The 24,864-nt window shown below is 68.9% G+C and carries 26 protein-coding genes and 1 pseudogene; 13 read left to right on the top strand and 14 right to left on the bottom strand.

Features of this window, described 5'->3' with window-relative positions; genetic code table 11:
- Position 1: 1 nt before the first annotated feature.
- Entirely contained in the window at positions 2-445 is a 444-nt protein-coding gene (locus ACE3T5_RS05175; protein WP_374665176.1) for a DUF2214 family protein, read from the bottom strand.
- 24 nt (positions 446-469) lie between these two features.
- On the bottom strand, positions 470-1,186 hold the full coding sequence (locus ACE3T5_RS05170) for a hypothetical protein (RefSeq protein ID WP_374665174.1): 717 nt from the start codon (positions 1,184-1,186) through the stop codon (positions 470-472).
- 345 nt (positions 1,187-1,531) lie between these two features.
- On the opposite strand from ACE3T5_RS05170, the gene ACE3T5_RS05165 reads away from it, so the two are divergent.
- Positions 1,532-2,686 carry a branched-chain amino acid ABC transporter substrate-binding protein gene (locus tag ACE3T5_RS05165; protein ID WP_374665172.1) on the top strand — a complete coding sequence of 385 codons (1,155 nt, stop codon included), beginning with the start codon at positions 1,532-1,534 and terminating at the stop codon, positions 2,684-2,686.
- Between the two features lie 176 nt (positions 2,687-2,862).
- Positions 2,863-3,405 carry a DUF3455 domain-containing protein gene (locus ACE3T5_RS05160; RefSeq protein ID WP_374665169.1) on the top strand — a complete coding sequence of 181 codons (543 nt, stop codon included), beginning with the start codon at positions 2,863-2,865 and terminating at the stop codon, positions 3,403-3,405.
- A 123-nt stretch (positions 3,406-3,528) separates the two neighbouring features.
- On the opposite strand, the gene ACE3T5_RS05155 is transcribed toward ACE3T5_RS05160, so the two are convergent.
- A complete protein-coding gene (locus ACE3T5_RS05155) occupies positions 3,529-3,897 on the bottom strand; it encodes a hypothetical protein (protein WP_374665167.1) in 369 nt (122 codons plus the stop codon).
- Positions 3,898-4,143: 246 nt separating this feature from the next.
- Between ACE3T5_RS05155 and ACE3T5_RS05150 the strand changes: the two genes are divergently transcribed.
- The 3 genes from ACE3T5_RS05150 to ACE3T5_RS05140 all read left to right on the top strand — a co-directional run bounded on the left by ACE3T5_RS05150 (position 4,144) and on the right by ACE3T5_RS05140 (position 8,989).
- On the top strand, positions 4,144-5,937 hold the full coding sequence (locus ACE3T5_RS05150; protein WP_374665165.1) for a glutamine--tRNA ligase/YqeY domain fusion protein: 1,794 nt from the start codon (positions 4,144-4,146) through the stop codon (positions 5,935-5,937).
- A 217-nt stretch (positions 5,938-6,154) separates the two neighbouring features.
- Positions 6,155-6,544, top strand: a complete 390-nt coding sequence (locus tag ACE3T5_RS05145) for a hypothetical protein (RefSeq protein ID WP_374665163.1) — start codon at positions 6,155-6,157, stop codon at positions 6,542-6,544.
- Positions 6,545-6,550: 6 nt separating this feature from the next.
- The gene (locus ACE3T5_RS05140) at positions 6,551-8,989 is read left to right on the top strand and encodes a DUF3857 domain-containing protein (RefSeq protein WP_374665161.1); all 2,439 of its coding nucleotides are present in this window, start codon (positions 6,551-6,553) and stop codon (positions 8,987-8,989) included.
- Positions 8,990-9,227: 238 nt separating this feature from the next.
- On the opposite strand, the gene ACE3T5_RS05135 is transcribed toward ACE3T5_RS05140, so the two are convergent.
- Positions 9,228-10,625 (bottom strand): lysozyme inhibitor LprI family protein, encoded by a 1,398-nt coding sequence (locus ACE3T5_RS05135; RefSeq protein ID WP_374665159.1) that lies wholly within the window; start codon positions 10,623-10,625, stop codon positions 9,228-9,230.
- A 241-nt stretch (positions 10,626-10,866) separates the two neighbouring features.
- Between ACE3T5_RS05135 and ACE3T5_RS05130 the strand changes: the two genes are divergently transcribed.
- The gene (locus ACE3T5_RS05130) at positions 10,867-11,586 is read left to right on the top strand and encodes a glycosyltransferase family 32 protein (protein ID WP_374665157.1); all 720 of its coding nucleotides are present in this window, start codon (positions 10,867-10,869) and stop codon (positions 11,584-11,586) included.
- Positions 11,587-11,662: 76 nt separating this feature from the next.
- Here ACE3T5_RS05130 and ACE3T5_RS05125 read toward each other — a convergent pair whose 3' ends face one another.
- Both ACE3T5_RS05125 and ACE3T5_RS05120 read right to left on the bottom strand, forming a co-directional pair.
- Entirely contained in the window at positions 11,663-12,256 is a 594-nt protein-coding gene (locus ACE3T5_RS05125; protein ID WP_374665155.1) for a transglutaminase family protein, read from the bottom strand.
- Between the two features lie 88 nt (positions 12,257-12,344).
- Positions 12,345-12,530 (bottom strand): annotated as a pseudogene (locus tag ACE3T5_RS05120) (transglutaminase family protein); the annotation flags it as partial.
- Positions 12,531-12,673: 143 nt separating this feature from the next.
- Here ACE3T5_RS05120 and ACE3T5_RS05115 point away from each other — a divergent pair.
- Positions 12,674-12,817, top strand: coding sequence for a hypothetical protein (locus tag ACE3T5_RS05115; RefSeq protein ID WP_374665153.1), 144 nt, complete (start codon positions 12,674-12,676; stop codon positions 12,815-12,817).
- Between the two features lie 17 nt (positions 12,818-12,834).
- Here the strand turns inward: ACE3T5_RS05115 and ACE3T5_RS05110 are convergent, their stop codons facing one another.
- The 3 genes from ACE3T5_RS05110 to ACE3T5_RS05100 are packed head-to-tail and all read right to left on the bottom strand — an operon-like array spanning position 12,835 to position 15,925.
- Positions 12,835-14,358 carry an amidase gene (locus ACE3T5_RS05110; RefSeq protein WP_374665151.1) on the bottom strand — a complete coding sequence of 508 codons (1,524 nt, stop codon included), beginning with the start codon at positions 14,356-14,358 and terminating at the stop codon, positions 12,835-12,837.
- A complete protein-coding gene (locus ACE3T5_RS05105; RefSeq protein WP_374665149.1) occupies positions 14,355-15,308 on the bottom strand; it encodes a Bug family tripartite tricarboxylate transporter substrate binding protein in 954 nt (317 codons plus the stop codon). Before ACE3T5_RS05105 ends, ACE3T5_RS05110 begins: the two co-directional genes overlap by 4 nt.
- Complete coding sequence (locus ACE3T5_RS05100) at positions 15,305-15,925, bottom strand: TetR/AcrR family transcriptional regulator (protein WP_374665147.1); 621 nt, start codon at positions 15,923-15,925, stop codon at positions 15,305-15,307. The genes ACE3T5_RS05105 and ACE3T5_RS05100 overlap by 4 nt, the downstream gene beginning before the upstream one ends.
- A 77-nt stretch (positions 15,926-16,002) precedes the next feature.
- Between ACE3T5_RS05100 and ACE3T5_RS05095 the strand changes: the two genes are divergently transcribed.
- Complete coding sequence (locus ACE3T5_RS05095) at positions 16,003-16,866, top strand: peptidoglycan DD-metalloendopeptidase family protein (RefSeq protein ID WP_374665145.1); 864 nt, start codon at positions 16,003-16,005, stop codon at positions 16,864-16,866.
- A 54-nt stretch (positions 16,867-16,920) separates the two neighbouring features.
- Positions 16,921-17,304, top strand: coding sequence for a glutaredoxin (locus ACE3T5_RS05090; RefSeq protein ID WP_374665143.1), 384 nt, complete (start codon positions 16,921-16,923; stop codon positions 17,302-17,304).
- Between the two features lie 25 nt (positions 17,305-17,329).
- On the opposite strand, the gene ACE3T5_RS05085 is transcribed toward ACE3T5_RS05090, so the two are convergent.
- The 3 genes from ACE3T5_RS05085 to ACE3T5_RS05075 form a co-directional block, all read right to left on the bottom strand.
- On the bottom strand, positions 17,330-18,997 hold the full coding sequence (locus tag ACE3T5_RS05085; RefSeq protein WP_374665141.1) for a hypothetical protein: 1,668 nt from the start codon (positions 18,995-18,997) through the stop codon (positions 17,330-17,332).
- 32 nt (positions 18,998-19,029) lie between these two features.
- Positions 19,030-19,623: a carboxymuconolactone decarboxylase family protein gene (locus ACE3T5_RS05080; protein WP_374665139.1), complete on the bottom strand. Its 594-nt coding sequence runs from the start codon at positions 19,621-19,623 to the stop codon at positions 19,030-19,032.
- Positions 19,624-19,831: 208 nt separating this feature from the next.
- Entirely contained in the window at positions 19,832-20,548 is a 717-nt protein-coding gene (locus ACE3T5_RS05075; RefSeq protein WP_374665137.1) for an autoinducer binding domain-containing protein, read from the bottom strand.
- A 27-nt stretch (positions 20,549-20,575) separates the two neighbouring features.
- Here ACE3T5_RS05075 and ACE3T5_RS05070 point away from each other — a divergent pair, with 27 nt between their 5' ends.
- The 4 genes from ACE3T5_RS05070 (at position 20,576) to ACE3T5_RS05055 (ending at position 23,931) form a co-directional block, all read left to right on the top strand.
- Complete coding sequence (locus ACE3T5_RS05070; RefSeq protein ID WP_374665135.1) at positions 20,576-20,989, top strand: DUF4902 domain-containing protein; 414 nt, start codon at positions 20,576-20,578, stop codon at positions 20,987-20,989.
- Between the two features lie 79 nt (positions 20,990-21,068).
- Positions 21,069-21,671, top strand: a complete 603-nt coding sequence (locus ACE3T5_RS05065) for an acyl-homoserine-lactone synthase (protein WP_374665133.1) — start codon at positions 21,069-21,071, stop codon at positions 21,669-21,671.
- Positions 21,672-21,675: 4 nt separating this feature from the next.
- Entirely contained in the window at positions 21,676-22,788 is a 1,113-nt protein-coding gene (locus ACE3T5_RS05060; protein ID WP_374665131.1) for a hypothetical protein, read from the top strand.
- Positions 22,789-22,899: 111 nt separating this feature from the next.
- A complete protein-coding gene (locus ACE3T5_RS05055; protein WP_374665129.1) occupies positions 22,900-23,931 on the top strand; it encodes a BLUF domain-containing protein in 1,032 nt (343 codons plus the stop codon).
- A 3-nt stretch (positions 23,932-23,934) separates the two neighbouring features.
- On the opposite strand, the gene ACE3T5_RS05050 is transcribed toward ACE3T5_RS05055, so the two are convergent.
- Together ACE3T5_RS05050 and ACE3T5_RS05045 are read right to left on the bottom strand one after the other, a co-directional pair.
- Complete coding sequence (locus tag ACE3T5_RS05050) at positions 23,935-24,354, bottom strand: VOC family protein (protein WP_374665127.1); 420 nt, start codon at positions 24,352-24,354, stop codon at positions 23,935-23,937.
- An 88-nt stretch (positions 24,355-24,442) separates the two neighbouring features.
- The gene (locus ACE3T5_RS05045) at positions 24,443-24,796 is read right to left on the bottom strand and encodes a hypothetical protein (RefSeq protein WP_374665125.1); all 354 of its coding nucleotides are present in this window, start codon (positions 24,794-24,796) and stop codon (positions 24,443-24,445) included.
- Between the last annotated feature and the right edge of the window lie 68 nt (positions 24,797-24,864).

Genomic DNA, 24,864 nt, shown 5'->3' with positions numbered 1-24,864 from the left:
ATCACAGGCGGCCTTGTGCCGCCATCCTTGCGCAAAGGGCCATCGCGGCAAGACCAGCGAGCTGCAGCCACGCCACCACGCGAAGGATCTTCTGTTTCCGCTCGCTCAGATCGGGCACTTGCCCCTGCCCCAGTGAAACCCGCCAACGCCTGAGCTCCAGCATGGGCACCAATGACAGCACGCTGGCCAGCCCGTAGAAGCCCAGCTTGACCAGAAAAGGGCCGTTGCCGAAGTAGTAGGTGGGCCCCTTTTCCAGGTAGAAGACGCGAACCAGTCCTGCCGCCAGCACCAGGGTCGCGGCGAGTCCATTGAGCAGGTCGGTACGGCGCAAGAGCCGCGCGCTGCGGATCGTGATGGGCTGCCCGAGTTGATGGAGGGTGACCAGCGTGCAGGCCAGCATCGTCAGGATGCTTGCGTGATGCAGGGCGGCAAACAGCGATGTCATGGGTTGTGGCTCCGGTGACGGCCATCAGCGGTAGGCAGGCGCCATCACCGTGTACTCCACGCGGGCGTCCAGGTCCTTCAACGTCCCGGAGCGGTTCTCCATGGGAGGCACGCGGCCCTCGTACCGGACCGGTGTCCGGGTGCTGGCTTCGAAAGTCACCCTCAGCGGCGCCACGGCCATGCGGATCAGGAAGTGGTTGGGCGTGACAGCGAACGTGGCCTGTCGATTGACGAGCTTCTCGAACCGCAGGTCGAACCCGTAGGTGGTCTTGTCCTTGAGCACCAGCATTCGCACGGGCATGGACTTGCCGGCCACGAGCGCATCCCAGTTCTTCACGATGAAGCCGAACAGGGAAGGTCCGCACACGACCGGGTCCGAGACATCTTCAGACGCTGTGCTGCGCCTGCCGTTCTCAACGAGTTCGTACGTCAGATGGCGGCCACCTTGGCTGACCTTGACCGATCCGGTGAAGCCGGCCTGCTGGTGGGTGGCCTCGAAGCGCTGCGTTTCGTAGTCCGGCGAAAGCAGCGCGGACTCCACGATGATCACTCGTCCGTCGGGGTCCATGGTGATGTGGCTGGCGCTCAGTCCGCCCGGTTGGGCCAGCACGCGGCGTTCATAGCGGTAGATGGGCGCTCCTGCAGACGGGCGCTGTGAGTAGGTGTCGCCGCGGTACACCAACGTGCCTGCAGCCTCAGGGGCGGTTCGCAGAGCCGTCAATCCGGCGGGGGCTGTGTCCATTCCCTGCGCATGGGACAGCGTTGCCGTCAGCAGGCATGCGGCCAAGGCGAATGGGCGTGAGAGGGAAACAGGAACCAAGGGCATGGGTGCGGTCCAGGTTGGGAGCGAGCTTCAGTCGATGCGGGGACTTTAGGCAGGCTGCCGCACGTGAAACAGGCGCTGGCGCCGAAGGCACCGTTGCTGGATTGCGAACAATCCTGGATGCCCGCCTGCGCGGGAATGCTGGGGACGATCAGTTCCGCTAATCCCCCGCGATCTCTGGTGCGCCCGGGTACAAACCCGCTGCGGCGGCGGTGCCGCGACTTTCTACAGTCCGCGGCACTTCCCAACCCCGGAGTGAACCCCATGCACCACCCCAACCGCCGCCGCGCCGCCACAAGCGTGCTCGCCCTGGCCCTGGCCACCACCTTGCTGGCCGGCTGCGACAACCCACCTGCCACCGTGAAGATCGGCGTGGCCCAGCCCATGACCGGCAACCTCGCCGCGCTCGGCCAGGACATGCACCAGGGCGTGAAGCTCGCGGTGGACGAATTGAACAAGGCCGGCTTCAAGATCAAGGGCAAGCCCGTCACGCTGGAGGTGGTGGCGGTGGACGACCGCGCCGACGCCGCCACCGGCAAGCAGGTGGCTCAGCAGCTGGTGGATGCCGGCATCGTGGCCGTGATCGGGCACCTGAATTCGGGCGTGAGCATCGCCGCCGCGCCCATCTACGCCGAGAAGCACATCGCGCAGCTCGCCATCTCCACCAACCCTCGCTATACCGAGCTGAACCTGCCCACCACCCTGCGGCTGGTGGCCAACGACACGTTGCAGGCCAAGGCCATCGGCTCCTACGCGGGGCAACTGCCGGCGCGCAACTTCGCGGTGCTGGATGACGGCACGCCCTACGGCAAGGGCCTGGCCGACGGCGCCGCGGCGCAGCTGCCCAAGGCGAACAAGACCGTGGCCCTGCGCCAGTCTTTCGACGACAAGACCACCGCCTTCGACGAGCTGGCCGTGAAGCTGAAGGGGGCGGGCGTGGACGGCATCGTCTCCACCCTCAACGACTTCCAGGTCGTGGCGCTGGTGGAGGCGCTGCGCAAGGCGGGCCACACGCAGGTGGCGCTGCTGGGCGGCGACACGCTGAAGACGCCTACCGCTTTCAAGGCCGCGGGCGTGTTGCAGGGCGGCCTGTACGCCACCTCGCCCATCCTGGAGCCGCGCGAGTTCCCCTCCGGCCCGCGCTTCCTGGAGGCGTACCGTGCTGCGTACAAGACCGATCCGGCCTACGGCGGCCACTACAGCTACGACGCCATGCACGTGCTGGCCAGCGCGATGCGCCGCGCCGAATCGGCCCAGCCCAAGGCGGTGCTGGAGGCGCTGCGCGCCATCGACGGCTATGCGCCGGTGACTGGCTCCATGAAGTTCAATGAGCGCGGCGAGCAGCGTTATGGCGTGATCAGCGTCTACCTGGCCCGCAACGGTCTGTGGGAGCCGCAGGTTCGATCCGACGCCTGGTAAGCCTGACCCCGCGCGCGCGGAAGGGCACGACACCCGCCACTGAGCACTGCGTCACGGTTCGCGCACCGACGCAGCGGCACGCCGAATCCACCGCCAGAGCAGACGCGTAGAGACGCTGGGGCCGCCAAAGGACCCCAGCCTTTCCACACGAACCCACTCTTGCTCAGGAGAAGTGCATGCATCGAATCCTCATCCTGTCGGCCGCCGCGGCCACCCTGGCGGCTTGCGCCAGCGGCCCCATGCCGGCCAAGCCCTTTGACCAGGCCATGCTGCCAGCGGCCGTGCAAGTACCTGCCGGCCACCGCGTGGCGCTGGAAACGGTGGGCGCCGGCGACATCACCTACGAGTGCAGGGCCAAGGCCAACATGGCCGGCCAGTTCGAGTGGGTGTTCGTCGGGCCCGATGCCCGCCTGATGGACCGCGCGGGCCGCCCGATCGGCCGCTACTACGGCCCGCCCGCTACGTGGGAGAGCCAGGACGGATCCAAGGTCACCGCCACGCAGGTGGCCGTGGCGCCCGCGGGTGCAGGGGCCATCCCGCTGCAACTGGTGAAGGCCAACCCCGCCATGGGCATGGGCGCCATGCAGGGCGTGAGCTACATCCAGCGCGTGGCCACGCAAGGGGGCGTGGCGCCCGCCAAGGCCTGCGACGCCAGCCGCCAGGGCGCGCGTGAGATCGTGAAGTACCAGGCCGACTACATCTTCTACAAGGCCGCGTAAGGGCGCGGGCTACCAGGCCCCCCAAAAAAACAGCCCCGGGGCCTTTCGGCACCGGGGCAAAGCGCGCTTGGAGAACCGGGATGGCCGGTGCGCGCGGGAGGGATCAGGGGTCAGGCCGCGCGCTCAGCGGCGGCGGTCATCGTGGTCGTGGCCACGGCCATGGCGATGCCAGCCGTGCGCGTGGCCGTGAGGACGGTGCTTCGGGTGCACGTACACCACCGGCGGCGCATACACCACGGGCGCGGGGCGCACATACACCGGCGCTGGCGCGTAGACAACGGGCGGGCGGTGCGTGACCACCGGCGCCGGGTACACCACCACCGGCGCCTGCGCCACGACCACGGGGCGGCTGTTGCCTACGCCGATGGTGACGCCGGGCGCGGCCTGCACGCCGATGGACCAGTGGATGTCACCGGCCTGGGCGGCGCCGGCGGCGGCCAGGGCTAGCACGGCGGCAGCGGCACGCAGACTGGACAAGGGGTTGAGGGGCATGAGAGGGCTCCTTTCCGTTCGGCAACCGCAGGATGGCAGTGCCTTGGTGCGTATTCAACGCGCCGCATGCCCGAACAATTGACGTCGCTTCCGTCAAAGCCGTTGCCAGAAGTAACGCCCGGGGCCGCCAACGCGCCGAATCGAGAAATCCCGCACACCCTGCACAGCCGGGCTGCCCAGCCCTGCCGGCCCCGGATATGGATGCCCGCCCCGGGGAAACCCGGTAGCCCCCCTAGAATCCACAGGATGAGTTCCGCCCCCGCGTCCCCTTCAAATAAAGAATCCCTCGCCAAGCCCAGCAACTTCCTGCGCCAGGTGATCGAGCGCGACCTGGAGCAAGGCACCTACGCCCAGCGCCAGTGGGGCGGCACGCCCGGAGACGCCGCGCATCACCAGCAGGGCACGCCCGACCCCGCGAAGATCCGCACCCGCTTCCCGCCGGAGCCCAATGGCTACCTGCACGTGGGCCATGCCAAGAGCATCTGCCTGAACTTCGGGCTGGCGCGCGACTACGGCGGCATCTGCCACCTGCGATTCGACGACACCAACCCCGAGAAGGAGGAGATCGAGTACGTGGAGGGCATCAAGGACGTGGTGCACTGGCTCGGCTTCGGCTGGGATGCGAATGGCACCAGCCACCTGTACCAGGCCAGCGACTACTTCGATTTCATGTACCGCGCGGCCGAGTACCTGATCGAGGCGGGCCATGCCTACGTGGACGAGCAGACGCCCGAGCAGATGCGCATCAACCGCGGCGACTTCAGCCGCCCCGGCGTGGACAGCCCGTACCGCAGCCGCAGCATCGACGAGAACCTGACGCGCTTTCGCGAGATGCGCGATGGCAAGCTGACAGACGGCGCCGCCGTGCTGCGCGCCAAGATCGACATGGCCAGCCCCAACATCAACCTGCGGGACCCGACCATCTACCGCATCAAGCATGCGGAACACCACAACACCGGCAACAAGTGGTGCATCTACCCGATGTACACCTACGCGCACCCCATCGAGGACGCGCTGGAGAACATCACCCACAGCATCTGCACGCTGGAGTTCGAGGACCAGCGGCCCTTCTATGACTGGCTGCTCGACCGCCTGGCCGAAGGCGGCCTGATCAATACGCCGCACCCGCGTCAATACGAATTCGCGCGGCTGAACCTGACGTACGTGGTCACCAGCAAGCGCAAGCTGCGCCAGCTGGTGGACGAGGGCCACGTGGACGGCTGGGACGACCCCCGCATGCCCACCATCGTGGGCCTGCGCCGCCGCGGCTACACGCCCGAGAGCCTGCAGCTCTTTGCCGAGCGCATCGGCGTGAGCAAGGCCGACAGCTGGATCGACTACAGCATCCTCGAAGGCGCGCTACGCGACGATCTGGACCCGAAGGCCGCCCGCGCGATGGCGGTGCTGGACCCGGTGAAGCTGGTCATCACCAACTGGGACGACCTGCACGGCGCCGGCTTCCTGGACGCGTGCAGCGCCCCCGTGCACCCCCACGCGCCCGAGCGCGGCAAGCGCGAATTCCAGTTCGGCCGCGAACTCTGGATCGAGCGAACCGACTACGAAGACACCCCGCCCAAGGGCTTCTTCCGCCTGTTCCCGGGCAACAAGGTGCGGCTGAAGTACGGGCATGTGATCGAGTGCACGGGCGCGACGCGCGATGCGAATGGCACCTTGGTCGAAGTCCAGGCCAAGCTGGTACCCGACACCAAGAGCGGCACGCCGGGCGCGGATGCGATCAAGGTGAAGGGCAACATCACCTGGGTGAGCGTGGCCGATGGCGTGCAGGCCGAGGTGCGGCTCTACGACCGCCTGTTCAGCGTGCCGCAGCCGGGGACGGGGGAGAAGGACTTTCTGGAGGAACTGAATCCGGGGAGTCTGAAGGTGGTGACGGCATACGTCGAGCCGTCAGCGGCTGCGGCGCGCAGCGGCGATTCACTGCAGTTCGAGCGGCATGGCTATTTCACGCCGGATCGGGCTGCGGCCAATGGCGGCATCACCTTCAATCGGGTGACGGGGCTGAAGGACAGCTGGGGGAAGTAGCGGTGCATCCGTAGGCTGGTGGTGACCGGAGGGAACCCCAGCGATCCCGCGCAGCGTCCTGCAGCGCGCACGGGAAGTGGACCCCCCAGGCTCCTCGACATATTGCTCGCGCTGACCTTCGCGCCTGGTCGCACTGGCCAGCCACGCTCGGGTTGATGGAGAATCACAGCCCATGACGGGCGGCGGTAGCCGCCCGCCTCGGGGGAGGAGGGTAAGCATGAAAGGTCATGGGCTGACGCTTCGCGGATGGGCGCTCGCTGTATGGATGCTGGTTGGCTTCTCTGCCTGGGCGCAGACTACTCAACCGCCACGGACGCCCGCCACGGCAGCCACTGCCATGGCGGCTGCGGAGCGTTTCTCAAAGGGCGCGCCGATCCCGGGGTGGGTGGATGCGGTCAGTCAGCTACCCACCACCAGCGTCCAGGCGCCCGCCGTGATTCTGGTCGCCGACACCCAGTTTCACGCAGGAGCAGTCCCGGCAGTCCATGTGCACCGTGCCGTCCAGGTCAACTCACTCGGCGCGATCGATGACGTCGGCACCTTCACGCTCGAGTTCAACCCCGCCTTCGAGCACGTCGACCTTCATGTCCTGCGGATCGTCCGCTAGGGGATCGTGCTCGACAGGCTGGCCACCGCGGCACCCGCCTTCCTGCAAAGGGAGACACAACTCGATCGCAGCATCTACACCGGGGAAGTGTCGGCCTCGTTCCTGATCGACGATGTGCGCGCAGGCGACATCGTGGAGTACGCCTATACACGGCGCGGGCAGAACCCCGTGCTTCGCGGCAGGTTCGTGGATTCCAGCACCTTCGACCGCGAATGGCCTACCGAATGGCGCAGGGTGAGCCTCATGAGGCCCAAGGATCGTGACATCCGCTGGCGCATGGTCAGCAATGACCCCCGGGACCAGCTCCAACCCATAGAGTCCGAGCGCGACGGCATGACGCGTCTGTTCTGGGAAGCGCGGGCCATGCCTCGGGTAGAGGTCGATCGCAACGTACCGAGCCACTATCGACCCTTCCGCGAGATCCACTTCTCGGAGTTCGGGAGTTGGGGGGACGTGGCCACGTGGGCGGCCGAGCTCTTCAAGCCGGAGGCGCAGGCCTCACGGGAACTCGATGCCGTGGCAACCTCCATCAAGAGCAAGCCGAGCGACGAAGAGCGCGTCTCGGCGGCCCTTCAATGGGTGCAGTCGGAGATCCGCTACTTCTCGCTCTCGCTTGGCGAGAGCTCGCATCGGCCCGCAGCCCCATCGGCCACCCTCGCACGGCGCTATGGCGACTGCAAGGACAAGACCGCCCTGCTCATCGCGCTGCTGGGGCGGCTCGGCATCGAGGCGCAGCCCGTCCTGGTCTCCGCACGCCATGTGCGGAAGCTACAGGACTTGCCACCGTCGCCCTACGCTTTCGATCACGCCATCGTGTTGGCCCACGTCGACGGCAAGCCGTTCTTCCTGGATCCTACGCGTGTCGGCCAAGTGGGCCGGCTAGCGACGATGGGCCAGCGATGGGAGGGTGCCGAAGTGCTGGTGGCCACTCCGGGCACACAGGCGCTCAGTACCGTTGTGGCAACGGACAGGCCCAACCAACCCGCCGACGAACTGCACGAGCATGTCCGACTGACGCGATTCGGCCAGGCAGGCACCATCGAAGTGCGGCGCACCTGGTCTGGCCTCAGGGCTGAAGGCATGCGCCAGTTCAGGAACGAGGTATCGAACGAGCGCCTTGCGCGTTACCTGCTCGCGCCTTATGAGAAGCGCTACCCTGGCTTCAAGCTTGAAGGGAATCCCGAACTGCAGGAAGACAAGCGCACCAACCGCATGGTGGCCGTCTTCAAGATGACGGTCCCCCGGCTGGCTCGAGAGACGGAACAACGATGGGAGGTCCCCTATGCGGCCAGCAACATGGAGGACCTGCTGGAACTGCCAGACTCGAGCTGGCGCAGGCAACCACTCGCCTTGCCGACCAACGCGTCGGTCAGGTACGCCATCCTGATTGAGTTCCCGCCCGAGGTTGCCGCGTCATCCGATCCTCGGTTGAATCGGTTCGTGAGCCAGGACCTGCGTGCCACCGTTCGCGGCGTCTTTCGCGGGAACCGTGCGGGAATGGAGATCGCTCTGGACGTCCCTGGCTCTGAAGTGGAGCCCCGGCGCCTGCAGGAGTACGCGCAAGCCGTCCGCGCCCTGCAACGCATGCAGCGCGGCGTCTACTACGTCACGAAGGCCAGCCTTGCACCCAAGGAAGGCGCCGTCCAGCCCAGCCTGACGACCAGGCAATTCCAGGAGAAGCGCGCGCAGGACACCCTCGACCGACTCGGGCGGAGCATCCAGAGCGGACGCCTCGGGCCGGATGAGACCGCCATCGCACATGCACAGCGCGGGGAGCTCCTGATGACCTTGCAGCAGATGGACGCCGCATGGGCAGAAGTCTCGCTCGCGCTGAAGACAGGCCCCCATCTGCCCGTACCGCTGGCCGCGCGTGGCCGTTTTCATGTTCTGCAGGGCCGGTTCCAGGAAGCGCTCGCGGACCTGAACCAGGTTGTCATCCTGGATCCTTCGCTGGTGGCGTATGACCGGCGAGGCAGAGCGCTCTACTTCGCCGGCAAGCTGGCGCAGGCCGCGGAGGACTTCGAGAGGATCGGCACCGACGAGTTCAACGATAGGCGGCCCTATGGACAGCTCTGGCACGCATTCGCAACTGCACGCCTGGGCCGTGCAATGAGTCCAGCGTTCGCCAAGGATGCCCTGGATGATCCGAAGGGTCTCTGGCCCAAGCCGCTGCTGGGCTTGATGCATGGCGCCATCTCGCCCGACGAGCTGATGGAGATTGCGGAAGCGAAGACGGGGATGGACCGGGACCTGGCCCTGTCGGAGGCCTGCTTCACCATTGCTCAATGGCACCTCGCCCGAGGCGACCAGGCCCGGGCGATCGAGTTTCTTCGCAAGACCATCAAGGTCGGCGCAATCAGCTTCGTGGAACACCAGGGAGCGCTCATCCAGTTGTCGACCATGGGCGTGGTCATCGAACCCGCGACCGGCGAGGCACGCAAGTGATCCGGCTGGTTTCGAGCCCAATGGCTGCGTCACTGGTGAGCCATTGCCAGGCCCCTTCCCCGACCGCGCCCGAGCAGACCAGGAAGGCGAGAGGCACGTCCAGACCCAGCCCTTAGCTCCCCTGCAGAACCCCCTGCAGAACGACACCCGCAGTCACCAGCACCAGGCCGGCCCAGTAGCAGGCGCGCCGCAGCGGTTCAGGCGAGATCATGGAGAGCATGCCAGCGACGGCGCCGCGCTATTCCACCACCACCCGATAGGTCACGCGGCGATCCAGATTCAGGGCGTTGAAGCGCCCGCCGAAGGTGATGACGTGTTCACCTCGCGGCAGCGGATGCAGCGGGACCCACATGCCCAGCCAGAGGACGTGCCGGGTCACCAGCTTGCCTGCCGCCACATGCTCGGCACAGCTCCAGACACTCGCCGCGTAGTCCTGCACGCGGTCGAACCTCTGACCGTCCAGCTCCATGAAGGTGTTGTGCAACGTGTAGGGCGACAGGCTGGCCAGCTTCTCGTTGGCCTTGCACATCTCGAGCGTATCGAAGCTGAGAAAGACCGCCATCACCGGCACCACGATCTGGCGGCCGAAGGGCACCGTGCAACGGCGCTCGATGCGGTCCGCCTCCGCCGCGCCGGCCAGGTACCAGGTGTCCGGCCCCTGCTGCAGTGAGCACAGCGCCCCGGTGCGGTCGCTGGTGGGGTTCTGCGATGCGTCGCGACCCATCAGCCAATCCCAGTAGCCATTGGCCAACGCCGGCCGATCCTTGCCCGCGACGCGCTCATACGCGGGAACGATCCAGCGCACGGGTTCATCCCTGTCCTTTGGCGCGTGCCAGGGCAGGTAGCCCGCCGGGATAGCGTACTTGAACGGCCGCTGGCCAGGATTGATCCGGACCTGGCCGCGTGAGAGCAGGAACTCCAGATCCCTGTCGCTCTTCACCTTGAGCGCGTACGGCTTGGTGCCCTGGTTCAGCGGCACGCCCCGGCCCGCAGCTTCCAACGACGAGCGCCAATACAGCTGGTGCGCATCGAGGTCCACCGCCAGGCCGAACACCTCGGTCTGGCCTTCGGGCTGAAGCCTCGCGTCGCCGCTGAGCGCGTAGAAGCCATCGACGTTGTCCAGCCCCAGGTGCAAGCGCTTGTCACCCTGGCGCACCAGAACGTCGCGGTTCACCTCGATCTCGGCGTACCACTTGCCCGTCGACTTGCCGATCGGGAAGGTGTACTCCTGTATGGGCAGCAGCTTGTCGTGATCCGTGAACCCCTGCAACGAGGCAACCGGGCGGTGCTGCCGCAGCGCAGCGAGGCGCACCTGGGTGACGCGCATCACGCAATCTGCCTTGGCGCCTTGCAGGTTGGCCGGCCAGTCGCGCGCGGCGGCCTCGCGGGTGGTCAGGCCACACAGCTCGTTGCGGGCCTGAATCCATTTGCGTTGCGCTGCCCGCAGCTCTGTGGCCGCGTCGCCGGCAGAGGCCTTCTCGGCGGCACGATAGGCGGCGTTGAGTTCAGCGTCTTGCGCCACCAAGGCGGCGATGTCCGCAGGCGGCCGGGCCCCTTCGCTCGTCTGCGACGCCACTGAAGCACAGACCAGCGACAAGCCGGCCGCCGCAAAGCGCGCAATCTCCCTGATCTGCATGGCAGCTTCTCCTTGGTCATCCGGCCTGAAGGCGGATGGACGTTCCGCGCAAGTCTACAGGCAGGGCATGGGCACGAATCATGTGACGCGCATCGCCACCGGCGTGGCCGCACCATCAACCCAGAGGGGCACGCGGCGGGCCATGACCGGCACCGCTGCAGTTGATTTCGGCCACTCGACGCGAGCGAGTGCCATCCGTTGATCGGCGCGTGCCACGGAGACCCGATAACATCTTCGCGCCATGCCCATCCCGCGCATCATCCACCAGACCTGCAAGGACAAGCGCGCGCTGCCCGACGAACTGCTGGCCAACGTCGAACTCCTGCGCGCGCTCAATCCGGGCTGGGAGCATCAACTGTATGAGAACGCGGAGATGGAGGACTTCATCCGCACGCACTACGGCGCGGAGGTGGTCGGCGTGTTCCGCAAGGTCAACCCGGCCTACCCCGTCGTGAAGGCCGATCTGTTCAAGTACCTCCTGCTCCATCAGTGTGGGGGCGCGTACTTCGACATCAAGTCCACCGCGCTGAAGCCGCTTGATGACGTGCTGCAGCCGGATGACCACTTCCTGCTGGCGCAGTGGCACAACAAGCTGGGGGAGGAGTTCCAGGGCTTCGGCCTGCATCCGGATCTAGCGGCCATCCCCGGCGGCGAGTTCCAGCAGTGGCACATCGTCGCGGCGCAGGGGCACCCCTTCCTGGCCCACGTCATCAACCGCGCCCTGTTCAACCTCCGCACCTATGACGCCGACTTTCACGGCACCGGTGCGCTGGGTGTGCTCCGCGCCACCGGGCCGATCTGCTACACGCTGGCCATCGCGCCGCACTTGCGCAGGTCACCGTTCCGCATCGTCGATTCACGGGCGATCGGGTTCAGGTACTCCATCTATCCCGGGCCCGCGGACGCGCATCGCAAGGTGCTGGGGGACTACACGGTGCTGACGGATCCGATCGTGGTGTAGGTGGCCTTGGGGTGCCACTACACGCACAGATGGCAGCATGCGCGTCCTCCCTGCAGGGCCAAGCCTTGCCGCTGCGTCACGGCCCATCATCCGTCGACAGCGCATCCGCCGTGCGCCAGGGCTCGCGCAGCACGCCATCCACACCGGGCTGCGCCTCGATCAGCAGCCTGCGCCGCGTGGGCCACACATTGCCGAAGATCGACGCATAGGCAGTGTCCGCGGCATCGCGCCCGGCGTTGATCCGCACGAAGCCCATGGGGATGGCGGTGCCGGAGGGATCGAACAGGTACCAGCGTCCGCCGAGATAGGCCTCCACGTAGGCATGGAAGTCCGGCGGGCCGAGGATGGGGTCGGCGCCGTAGTCCAGGCCAGTGGTGAACCGCGCGAGGATGTTCACGGCGCGGCACATGGCGATCATCAGGTGCGCGAAGTCACGGCAGACACCCCGCCGATGCACCAGCGTCTCGGCCGCGCCGGTCGTGCCGGTGGAGCTGCCGGATTCGAAGCGCACGTGCTGGCGCACCCAGTCGCAGATGGCCTGCACGCGCCCGTAGCCTTGCCACAGGTGGCCGAACTGCGCCATGGCATAGGTGTTCAGCCGGTCCGACTCGCAATAGCGGCTGGGGTAGAGGTAGGGCAGCACTTCCGCCGGCAGCTGGGGAACCCACACTTCCGGAATGTCGTTGGGCGGGTTGCACGTGGTGGCACACGTCCACCAGCGCCGCATACTGCAGCACCAGTTCACCGGGCTGCGCGCGCACGCGCAGATGCCGGCTCGCGCTGCGCGGGTCCACATCCTCCCGGCGGTCCAGCGGCTGGCTGAGCGAGAGCGTTTCCCAGATCACCCTCTGCCGCGGCGTGCGTGCAGCCTGCACGTTGAAGATGAAGTCACAGCCGGGGCCCCGCACGTCGTACGCCAGCTCCACTTCGTAGCGCAGACGCATCGGCGGCATCGCCGCACCGCGTGTGGAAGGGGCGGTGCCGAACTGCATGGCTTGACTCATGGCTTCCCTTCTACCACGATGACCGCCGGTCCACGCCTGCGCCGCGGCTGCTAGAGTGGACGCCAATCAAGAAGGAACCGACCATGGCCAACCGCGACCAGCGCAGCAACAAGATGGTGAAGAAACCCAAGAAGGACACTTCAGCGCCGAAGGAGAGCACGTCAGACCGCCCAATGCCGCCCACCACCACGGTGCTGCCCAAGGGCAAGCTGAAGAACAAGCAGTAGGGCGCGGGCGTCGCCCCTCACACGGCCGTGCGCGCACCCTCGCCGGCTGTTGCATCGTCTCCGCCCGGCACCGGCGGATGCGTCACGATGCTCTTGAGCTCGGGCCGCAGCTGAAGCAGCGCGCCCTCGTCTGGCCTGGGTCGCGCCGTGGCCGGGTGCGCGGCCAGAATGCTCTCCAGCGCTGCACCCATCGCCAGCAGCCGGCCATCCTGGTGCAGGGGCGCCACCAGCTGCAGGCCGAAGGGCATGCCCGCCTCATCCCGCCCGCACGGCAGGGCCAGCGCCGGATTCGTGGCCAGCGTGACCACGTAGGTGAGGCTCAGCCACTCGTAGTAGTTGCGCTGGACTCTGCCGTCGATCGCCTCGGCGTGCATCTGCGTCCACGGAAACGGCGACACCGGCGACACCGGCGCGAGGATCAGGTCCCATTGCTCGAAGCTGCGCTGGAACTGTCGCAGGATGCGTGTCTGCGCCAGGTGTGCCCACGCGCGGTCCGCCAGGGTGATGCCGGACGCGATCTCGAGGTTGGCGCGCACGTTGGGGCCCAACGTCTCGGGCGCCGTGCGTGCGACGTCCGCGAAGGCGGCCAAGAAGCTCTCGGCCCGCAGGATGTCGAAGCAGCGGTGTGCCTCGTCATCCAGTTGCCAATCCAGCGGTTCACACACGGCCACGTGCGGTCTAAGGCCCGCGACGCGCCGGCGGAACACGCGGCGGATCATCGGGTCCACCGCGCAGCAGCCGAAGTCTTCCGTCCAGGCGATGCGCAGTCGCGAAGGGTCGATCTCGGGCACGGGCCACACGGCCTCGTGCCGCACGCCAGCGCTGAGCGGGTCCATGGCGTGCGGGCCCAGGCTGGCCTGCAGCAGCAGCGCGGTGTCCGCCACGTCACGCCCCATCGGGCCCAGCACCGAGATGGCCGACCAGCCCAGCGGTCGCGCATCGTTGGCCACGAGCCCGGGCGATGTGCGCTGGCCCACGACGCCGCACAACGCGGCGGGAATGCGCAGTGAGCCGCCCGTGTCCGACCCTGTGCACAAGGGCAGCATGTCGGTGGCCAATGCCGCGGCGGAGCCACCGGAGGAACCGCCCGCATTGAGCGTCGGATCGAACGGGTTGCCGGTTGCGCCCCACACCGGGTTGCGCGTGTTGGCGCCCGCGCCCATGTCGGGCGTGTTGGTCTTGGCGGTGACGATGGCGCCGGCCGCGCGCAACTTCGCCACGAGCGACATGTCGGCCGCGGGCACATGGCCGCGCAAGCGCACATTGCCGCTGGTGGTGAGCAGGCCCGCCGTGGCTTGCAGGTCCTTCACGCCCAGCGGCAGACCATGCAGCAGTGGCAATGCGTCGCCCCGGCGCACCGCTGCCTCGGCCACGCGCGCCGTCGCGAGGGCGCGCTCGAAGTCCGTCGCGCAGATCGCATTGACGGCCGGGTTCAGCCGCTCGATGCGGGCGATGCAGGCCTGCATCACCTCCACCGGCGACACCTCCCCGCGCGCGATGAGGCTGCGCAGGGCGACCGCGCTCTGTGCGGCCAGGCTCATTCCGTCGCCAGGCCCAGCTTCTCGATCAGCGGCTTCCACACCGCGATGTCACGCTCGGCAAAGGCCGTCACATCGGCGGGCCGGCTGGACACCAGCGTCACGTTCATCGCCTGCATGCGGCTGACATAGGCGCTGTCGGCGCGGCACTTCTCGGTGGCGGCGTTCAGGCGCTGCACCACCTCGGGCGGCGTGCCCTTGCGCGCGACGACGGCGATCCAGGCCGGGCGCGCCAGCACCTGCGGGCCACCCGCTTCCGCGATGGTGGGCACCTCCGGCATCAGCGGCGACCGCTCGGCTGCGAACACCGCCAGCGGCACCAGCTTGCCGGCCTTCACCTGCGCGGCGGCGGTGCCGATGACCAGCGTCATCACCTGGATCTGCTGGCCCATCAGCGCCGTCAGGCCCGCGGCCTCGCCCACGAACGGCACGTGCGTGGCGGGCCAGCGCATCGCATCCGTCAAGGCCGTGGTCAGCAGATGCGCCGGGCTGCCCTTGCCGGGCGAGCCGAAGTTCAGGCCGCCGGCCTGCGCCTTGGCCACCTTCTCCAGATCCGCCAGCTTCTGGATGCCGCTGCCGGCCGGCGCCACCAGCACCAGGGGTGACAGGCCGATGACCGAGATGCCGTCGAAATCCTTCAGCGGGTCATACGGCATCTGCTTGTGCACGAAGGGGGTGATGGTCATCTGCGACATGCCGATGGTCATGACGTTCGCGCCATCGGCCGGCTGGCCCTTGAGGTAGTTGATGGCCAGGATGCCATTGGCACCCGCCTTGTTCTGCACCACCATCGGCTGGTTGATCTGGCGCGCGGTGCATTCGGCCCAGGCGCGGGTCATGGCGTCCGACCCGCTGCCGGGCGGCTGCTGCGCGATCACCTGCAGCGGGGTCTGGGCCTGCGCGAGCAGGGCGGCGCCGCCCAGCAGGGCCGCCGCGAGGAACGGCTGGGTCATGAAGAAGTCTCCGGGTCGTTGAAGGACTGCAGGTAGCGCGACAGCTCCTGCAATTGCGGGGGGATGGCCGAGGGCTCGGCAAAGGGGGCCAGCAGGCCGATGCCGCGCAGCGTGGACAGCACGAACTGCATGCGGGCGGCTGCATGCGGGCCGCGGCACATCTCCGGAAAGCTGAGCGCCATGTGGTGATGGAGGTGGGCCGCCAGCTCGGCACGCTGCTCGATGATGTGGGCCACCATCTCCGCGTCGTCTCGCGCCGCGAGGTAGGCCGACCAGGCGACGGCGAAGCGCGGCTGCCCGTACAGGCGCGCCCAGGCCTCGCGCACGAAGTGATCGGCCCGGCGCTGCAGCGGCCAATCGGGCGACGGCCAGAAGTCGCTGTCGCTGCCGAGTTGGCCAATCAGATGCGTGAGCACCTGCAGCATCAGCAGCGCCTTGGAGCCGAAGTGATGCTGCACCGCCCCGGCCGTGACGCCAGCGGCGCGCGCGAGCTCGTGGATGGAGAACTGGCCGTGCCCCTTGGCCTGCATCAGCGACACGGCGGTGTCCAGCAGGTGCTGGCGTGTCTGCTCGCTGCGGATCTGGTGCTGATTGGGGGGCATGGCGGGGTGCGTCATCAATTACATTATGGTCGTATTGTAATTTGGTGCCTCATGGATTCCCCGGATGCCGCGGCCGGGCTATGCTGTGCGCCATGCACTGGAACCGTCGCAACGCGCTGCATCGCCTGCTGCTGGGCGCCATGAGCGTGGCGCCCGGGATGAGCATGGGCGCGCCGCCTGCTGCGGCCGCCGACCCCGCCTTGCCGCGCGCCCTGCCCGTGCCTGGCGGCATCGCCCGCATCCCGCTGGGGGCGCATGCGCAAAGGCCCCTTGCGCATGCGGGAGAGGTGCCCTTGCTGGTGATCGGCTCGCCCGCCGACTGGACCGCCCTGGTGGGCATTCCGCTTGCGGCCAAGGCGGGCCGGGCAGCGCTCCGCGTGAAGACCGATGGACCCGAGCGCGAAGTGCCGTACACCATCGCCGCCAAGGCCTATGCCCAGCAGAAGCTCCAGGTCGCGCCGCGCACGGTGGACCTCTCCGCGCAGGATCTGGCCCGCCATGAGCGCGAGCGTGTGCACCAGCAGCAGGTGATGGCGGTGTTCTCCTCTCCCATGCCGAATGCCGAAGCGCTGGGCATGCAGGCCCCGGTGGCCGGCCCGCGATCCAGCTCGTTCGGCCTGCGCCGCGTGTTCAACGGCCAGCCGAGGCAGCCGCACAGCGGCATGGACATCGCCGCGCCCACGGGCACGCCGATCACCGCGCCCCTGCCCGGCCGCGTGCTGGACACTGGCGACTACTTCTTCAACGGCGGCACCGTCTGGCTGGACCACGGCGGCGGCCTGCTCACCCTGTACTGCCACCTGAGCGCCATCGACGTGAAATCAGGCGACACCCTGCGCACCGGCGACCGCCTGGGCGCCGTCGGCGCCACCGGCCGCGTAACCGGCCCGCACCTGCACTGGGGCGTGCTGCTGAATCGCACGATGGTGGATCCGGCGCTGTTCCTGCCTGCTTGAGCACGCTGCAGCTGTCTCACGCCAGGCTCACTCTCACCCGTCACACTGCAAGCCATGCCCCGCCCCATCCTCCCCGAAACCGCTCTCCACCCCGCCATCCGTGACCGCGTCGCCGGCTACCAGCAGGCCATCCTGAAGGAGGTGATGGACGCCGTCGCCACGCATGACGTGGTGGTCGTCGGCATGGCGATGAACCCCTTCCCCAAGGCGGCCTGCAAGGCGCTGGACGAGATCGGGCAGGGCTATCACCTGCTTTCCTACGGCAGCTACTTCAGCGACTGGCGGCGCCGCCTGGCCCTGAAGATGTGGACCGGCTGGCCGACGCTGCCGCTGGTCTTCGTCCGCGGCACGCTGGTGGGCGGCGCGCAGGATCTGAAGGCGCTGATCGCCAGCGGGGAGCTGAAGGCGATGCTGGCGGCGCCGCGCGCCCCGCACTAGCCGGGGCTACGGGCGACACCTTCCGCTAGATGCGGTTGCCGGCCGACTTGCCACCGCCACCTTCGAGCGCGCGCAGCAGGTCCTGGTCACCCGAGCGGCGCACGTGCTCCAGGACGGATACGCCGTCCAGGCGCAGGCGCCCGTAGTCGACACCGGCCTTGCGCAGCAGCCGGATGGCATCGAACTGGCGCGCCATCACGGGGATCAGGGCGACGGGCACGGGCTGCTGGCCGACGAGGGCATCGGTCCTCGCCCCCGCCTTCAGCAGGCGCTCCGTCGCGGCGATCTCGCCGCTGGCCAGGGCATAGGCCAGCGCGTTCATCTGCTGGCCATCGGTCCTGTCGATCTTCTCCCCGGCATTGGCGACGAGCTTGCGCACCACGGCCACACCGCGGTCCGAGATGGCGAGATCGGCCATCAACCGGGGGGACACCGGCGCCAGTGCGCGCGCCTTCAGCAGCAACTCCGTGCCCGGTGCGGCTTCTGCCTGGCTCCACGCGATGTAGGTCACCAGGGCGCCCACCGCGCGCCGATACTCGGGATCGCACTGGGCGGCGGCGTCCAGCTGGCGTTGCGCCTCCGCCGTGTCGCCGCGCCAGAGCGCGAGGAAGCGGGCGTAGTCGGCCGGGTGGCACCAGAACTGCGGGTAGTCGGCGATGTGCTGCCGGTGCAGCGCCTCTGCCGCGTCGGCCTCGCTGCGGCGCTCCAGCAGGCGGATGGCGCGGTCGTAGGCGGACTCCCGCGCCTGATCCATCCGGTCGCCGGTGGGCTTGACGGCCAGCGCCTGGCGGTACTTCTCCAGCGCTTCGTCCGCGCGCCCCTGCCGCTCACGCAGCTCACCCCAGTTCACCCACAGCCAGAGGTTGGCCACCGGCGGCTGGATGGCCGCGAGCTCGGTGAAGAGGGCCTCGGCCTCGGCCTCCCGGTTCTGCCAGCCCCGCACGTACGCCAGCACCACGCGCGCATCCACGCTGTCGGAGCGCAGCTGCAAGGCGCTGCGCAGCAGGGACTCGGCGTCGCGCAGGCCCTCCTGCGTCCAGTTCTGCTTCATCGTCACGCGTGAGAGTTCCACGTACGCCGACTCCACCTGCGGCGTGCCGTTCACCACGGCCAGCAGCACGCGCCGCGCGAGCTTCAGCGAGGCCTCGTCGCCCTTGTCCACGTAGGCGCCCGCCAGGTTCACGGCGGCCTCGGGCGTCTTGCCGTTGAGGATGGCGTAGGCCTGGGCCGCTTCGGCAGTAGGCCACAGCACATCCCGATCGACGGAGGCACTGGCCACTTCGGCCTGGGTCGACAAATCGCGAAGCGCCACCGTCACGCGGCGCGAGACCAGCCCGGTCTCCTTCGTGAAGGGCAGCACCCACTCGTGCTGGTGGGCACCACGCTGCGCCGCCGCGCCCCCCGGGAGGGTGATCTGCCGCGATACCTCGCTCCCGTCGACGCGGTCCGCCCAGTGGCTGATCTCCACGCTCACCGCCTCCGGCGCGCCGGTGTAGAAGTACTCGAAGCGCAGCGTCCACTGGCCATCGGGCCGCGGGACCACGTCGACCCCCTTCACCTCGTTCTTGCCGGGCAACGGCGGCTCCGGCGCCACGCCGTACTGCCACCTGTAGACGTAAGGCGCGATCCACGGGCTCGCGAGGTACCCGGCCAGCACAAGCAGCAGGATGCCGCCCAGGATGTTGATTCTCATGGATCCCACTCCGATCCTCCCTTCGCCCGATGCTAGCGCGCGTGCTTGCCCGGCCCCCACCCCCGCGCGCCCGCAGCCTTCTGCGCCACCTGCGTCGGCACCGGCTCCAGCGGCGTGGCCATGCTGTCGTTCCAGCGGTTGAGGAAACCGAACATGGCCACCACGCCGAGGATCTCGACGATCTCGCCTTCGCTCCAGTGGGCACGCAACTGGTCGAACAAGTCGTCGGTCACCGCATTGGGCTGGGCGGCTGCCGCCAGCGCGAAGTCGAGCGCCACCCGCTCACGCGCCGTGTAGTGCGGGCTGCTCGCGTAGGCCCACACGTCGGCGAGCTTCTCTTCGCTGACACCGAAGTTGTGCGCGCCCAGCAGCGTGTGCGCCTGGCAGTACAGGCAGCCGGCGGCCTTGCTGGCCACATGGCCGATGAGGCGGCGAAAGCCCAGGTCCACCTCGCCCGCCGGGTCCATCACCGCACCATTGAGCTGCGCGAAGGCCTGCACCAGCTTCGGCTTGCGCTGCATGGTCAGCACGCTGTTGGGCGTGAAGCCCAGCGTGCCCAGGAAGAAGTCGAAGTGCGGCTTCAGTTCGGGCGTGGTCTCGGGCGGCAGGGGGGCCAGGCGGGGCATGGTGACAGTCGATCAGCGATGGATGCCGCGCATTCTGATGCAAGAGCAGCTGCCGGGCCGCGGCGCTTGCCGACGCGGGACGCCATCCCCATCACGGCCTTGACGGACCCGGGTCGGCCAACCCCTCTCCACCCGGACAGCCCCCCTACCCGGACAGCATCCCCCCGCCCGCCCCGGGGCTAGACTGCGCCCCGTGAGCGCCCTGCGATCAGCTGATCATCCCCAGCGCCACCCCCATGGCCACGGCCTGCATGCGGGTGGAGACGCCGAACTTCTTCAGCACGTTCTTCACGTGGAAAGCGGCGGTGGTCTCGGAGATGTTCAGGAGCTGGCCGATGTCCCAGTTGCTCTTGCCGATGGCGACCAGCTTGAAGCACTCGCCCTCCTGCGGGCTCAGGCGCGGGCGCTTGCTCTCCAGGATGCCGGGCACGATGAGGCGCTGCGAGGCCATGTGCACGCAGGCGGCCAGCACCTCGCCGGCCTGGATGGCGCGCTGCTGCTCGGCCTCGTTGGCGAAGGGCTGGTCGCGCGCCAGGCTCAGCATGCCCACGACGCGCGGGCTCTCGTGCACCGGCAGGCTCACGCCATAGCCCAGCCCGTGGTGGCGCGATTCCTCCATGATCTCGTAGCTGGAGGGCACGTAGATCTTCTCGGACCACACCAGCGGGTCGCTGCGCGTCTGGCAGTGCGTGACGGTGGGGTCGCGCGCGATGAAGGCGCGCTGGTGATAGAGCTGCTGGTAGGGCATGGGGTAGCCGCTGGTGATGTGCTGCACCACGCCCACCTGCGGCAGCCGCATCTCGATGCCGTAGAGCACCTGCTCGCAACCGATCGTGGCCATGGCACCGCGCATGGCTTCCAGTAGCCCCGCTTCGTCCTGCGCGTGCAGCACCGACCACATCACGCCCAGTGCATCCTGCCCCATCCTGCGCCTCCTTCGGAGATCTCCTTGATGACCTACTCTCCCCGCCAGGCCTTCACCCAGCTGCACAGCGGCGACTACCGCCTGCGCATGACCCTGGCCCAGCTCGACCGGCTGGCGCTCACGCACCTGTGCACGGTGATGGATCCCTCCGTGCTGGAAGACGCGCACGCGCTGCAGCCTCGGTGCGCCGGCTGGACGGAGTGGACGGCCGACCATCAGGGCCGGGCCGTCTCGCTCGCGTGGGACTGGGTGGAACTCGCCGATGGCGCCATCCAGGCCCTGCCGCGCGTGCCGCCGCGCACCAATCTGCAAGTGGTGGATGGTAAGGGTTACGACCTCACAGGCAAGGCCCATGAGCAGGCCCTGATGGCGCGCCTGGCGGCCCTGCGCTGGTCGTCTGCCGTGCGCACGGGCGTGATGCACGCCGGCTTGCCTGTATAGATCCGCAGCCTCTCTACCTGGAGAGGTGCCTGCGCGGCCGTGCGCCGGTTCAATGGACCTGCACAGAGGGGCGCAGGTCATGAGTCACACCATCCAGACGCATTCGCTCAGGGACATGGCGGCACAGGACCGCCTGGGCATGTTCAGGCTTCGAGCCGAGGTCTTCTCACAACGTCTGGGATGGGATGTGCAGCTCACGGACGACGGCCTGGAGATCGATCCGTTCGATCAGGTCGATACGGCCCGTTACATCATTGCCCGCGATCCTCTGGGCCGCGTGGACGCCTGCTGGCGCCTGCTGCCGACACTGGGGCCGAACATGTTGCGAGATGTGTTCCCGGAGCTCCTGCATGGGCAGCCGGCGCCGGCGGCGGCCGACGTGTGGGAGCTGAGCCGCTTCGCCGTGGCGGCCGAACGCGTGGGCGCGAGCGACAGCGCCGGCACGCACCAGATCGGCTTCGGCGAGCTGTCGGTGGCGCTGATGGCGCAGTCCACCCGCTTCGCGCAGGCGCACGGCATCGCGCGCTACGTGACGGTGACCACCGCCGCCATCGAGCGCATGCTGCGCAAGCAGGGCGTGAACGTGCATCGCCTGGGTCCGCCGCTGCGCATCGGCCAGGTGCTCACGGTGGCCTGCTTCATCGAGATCGACGACATCACCTTGCGCGCGCTGGGGCGCTGAAGCCATGCGCACCGGCCTGCTCATCTCGCTGGCCAGCGGTCAGCAGCCGGCCACCGGCCCGCCACCCGGCGTGGTGCCGGCCTGGCATGCGGCGGCGGTCCCACGGGCGGGCGGCCGCCTGGCGGCGCACCGGGTCGCGAGCGGCGCGCCCGGCCTGCCGCTCTACCAGCCTCGCGCCAGCGTGGCCTGTGTTGACGCCGATGCGGCCTTCATGGGCGCGCTGTGCGCGCAGCTCCTGTGCGCCCTGCCGGGCGTACGCGTGCGTCACTTCATGAGCGCGGCCGATGGCCTGGCGGCCTTGCGGCCCGAGGTCACCCGCTGGGAGGCCGCGCTGCGCGCGCAGCAGGGGATCATCGCGGCCTGGCACTGCGGCCAGCCGCTGCTGGAGCCGCTGCTGAACGACATGGCCTTCGGCTGGCCCCGGCATGTGTCGACCGCCGTGCTCGTGCTGGATCAGGACCTGCCGGAACTGACCGGCCTGGAGATGCTGGCCGACCTCTCGGGCTGGCCCGGCTGGCGCGTGCTCACCGCCGCCAGCGACAACCCGCGGCTGGCACTGGCCGGCTTCAACGCCGACCTGATCACGCGCTTCGCGCGCAAGCGCAGCGGCGACGCCGTGCACACACTCGCGCGCCTGGTGGAGGTGCTGCTGGCCACGCCGCAGCCTCGCCAGCAGCAGCTCTGGCAGGCCACGCTCACGCCGGCGCAGGCCGCGCTGCTGGCGCGCGAGGACATCGCGCAGGAGATCGGTGGCTACCTGCGGGATCGCTTCGTCGAATGGGTGGTGGTGGGCGACCCGTTCGGCGTGCTCGCGTTCGACCTCATGGGCGGCCCCTACTGGCTGCAACTGGAGCCACGCGGCGACCTGCCCGCGCTGGCGGCCCTGTGGCGCCACGTGGATGACGGCACCGTGGACCCGTCGGTCGTGGAGCGCGGCGAACAACTGCCCAACCTGTCCATGCGCCGCGCCCTGGGCCTGCCCGGCTGCGATCTGGTGCCCGCCTGCGCCGTGGGCGCCGACGGCGCCTTGCGCGCAGCGCTCACCCGGCTGCAGCTCCATGCGGCACCGGTCCCCCGCGGTCGCTTCCGCCGCGCCGCCGCCAACGGTGACTGGTAGGCACGCCAGCCGCCACCGCAGCGCGGGGGCTGCATCGCCTTACCTGTGCCGCCGGCAGGGACTCCCCGGGCTGCCGCTTCGCCCTTCATGCATGGGCACCAACATATCGGGGTGACCCGCGTGCTTGCACCCGCCAGAATCCCCCGCCCCGACGACGTGGACCGCGTCGTCATGGCGAGCCGGGCCACGTCGATCGATTCGGTCTACGGCCAGATGGAGCGCATCCGGGCGGCGGCCCTGCGCCAGAACGTGCCGGCCGGCGTGCACGGCGTGCTGGTCTACCTCAGCGGCTGGTACCTGCTGTGGGTCGAGGGGCCTTCCGCGGGTGTGCGCGAGGCCCTGCGCCGCGTGGCGCGCGACCCCCGCCATTACTCGCCGCGCGTGCTGCACTTCAGCCAGGGCCCACGCCTGCTGCCCACCCCCTGGAGCATGATGATGCTGCCCTCCAGCGACACGGCCGATGCGGTGGGCCAGCGCGTGGATGCCTTGCGTACCCTGCTGCTGAGCGGGCGCCAGTTCTCACCCACCTCGGTACTGCGCCGCGTGGCCGCGCCTTTCGGCCTGCCGCTGGGCGCGGGCGTGACCGACCCCGAATCGTTTCATCGCGTGGGCATCTGCGCGGCGGAGTCCGCACCGGCATTCGGCCTGGTGCGGTGGATCGCGGGCCAGCAGGGCCAGCCTACGCGGCACCGGCGCGTGGCCGGCGAAGAGGGGCTGGATGCCGGCATGGACCAGGTCGACATCCTGGTGGACAACCTGCCCTGCCGGCTGAATGCCCTGCCCTGGCAGAGCCTGGTGCACGGCCTGTTGCGCGTCTACCTGCCGGAATGGCAGCACATGCTGATGCTCTTCGGCGGCTCGGTCCGCGGTGACGAGACGCTGATGCAGCGCATGGTCAAGGCAGCCGCCGAGCTGCCCGAGCCCACCTCGCTGCTGGCCTCGGCGCCGGACGAGGAGACCCACGCCCGCATGGCCGCGATCGCGGCGCCCGCTGGTCTGCCCTACGAGCCCATCGCCGTGGCGTCGTCACAGGACCATGCGGTCCTCTGGCGCGCCCTGGCCGCGCACATCCGGCGTCTGGGGCCGCCCGCGGGCTCCGAGTGGGCGGTACCCGAAGGCGCGCTGCTGGAACTGGCGGCCTGAGCGTCAGCCCGGCTGCAGCATGCCCCCGCTCACCATCCACGGCGTGCCGTAGCGATCGGTGGCCATGCCGAAGGCCTGGGCCCAGAAGGTGGGCCCCATGGGCATCATCACCTGGCCGCCCTCGGCCAGCTGCGCGAAGACCTTGCGCGCGTCGTCCGGCGAGTCGTAGAAGGCCGAGAGCGCGAAGCCCTGCATCGGCTGGTGCTGGACGGCCGGCGAATCCGAAGCCATCAGCGTGCGGCCATCCACCAGCAGGCTCGCATGCATGATGCGGTCGGCGGAGCCGGGCGGGCAATGGTCGGGATCCGGCGACTCGCTGTACTTCATCATGGCCGTCATCTCGCCGCCGAGCACGCGCTGGTAGAAGCGCATGGCGTCGGCGCAGGTGCCGTCGAAGAAGATGTAGCTATCGAGCATGGGCATGGCGTTCTCCTTTCAGATGCCAGGACGACGCTCGACCGTCGCACGGATCGACGGTGTCCGACCCCGGACAAACCCGGAGCGCCCGGCCCTACTTCACGCGGCAGCGATTGGCGCGGCCCTGGTTCACCCAGGTGCCTTCGCCGCCGAAGGCACGGAACTCATAGGGCGCGGCGCCATAGCGGCCGCCCCCCTGCCCCTGCAGGCGCAGCGTCATGCCGCTGTTGAGCGTGGCGTACGCATCGGGCTGGCCCTCGGTGAGGGCGACCGAGGTCAGGTCCTCGCAGGTGTAGGTGGCGGAGCGGGCCAGCGGATGCGGCTGCGGCGCATTGCCGGGGCTGGCCACCACGGGCGCGACCGGCCCGTTGGCGTGCGGGCCGGTGGAGACGCAGCCCCCCAGCATCACGCTGGCAAGGGCGGCGGCGGCAAGGGTGGGGTGGCGCATGGCGATCCTTTCACTCGATGATGCCCATTGTGGCGCAGCGCCACGCGGGTGCAACGGGCGGCCGCCGC

The organism is Ramlibacter sp. (assembly GCF_041916345.1).
Classification (GTDB): domain Bacteria; phylum Pseudomonadota; class Gammaproteobacteria; order Burkholderiales; family Burkholderiaceae_C; genus Ramlibacter.
The sequence above is the reverse complement of the archived record's forward strand: the minus strand, read 5'-3'. Positions and strand labels throughout refer to the sequence as shown.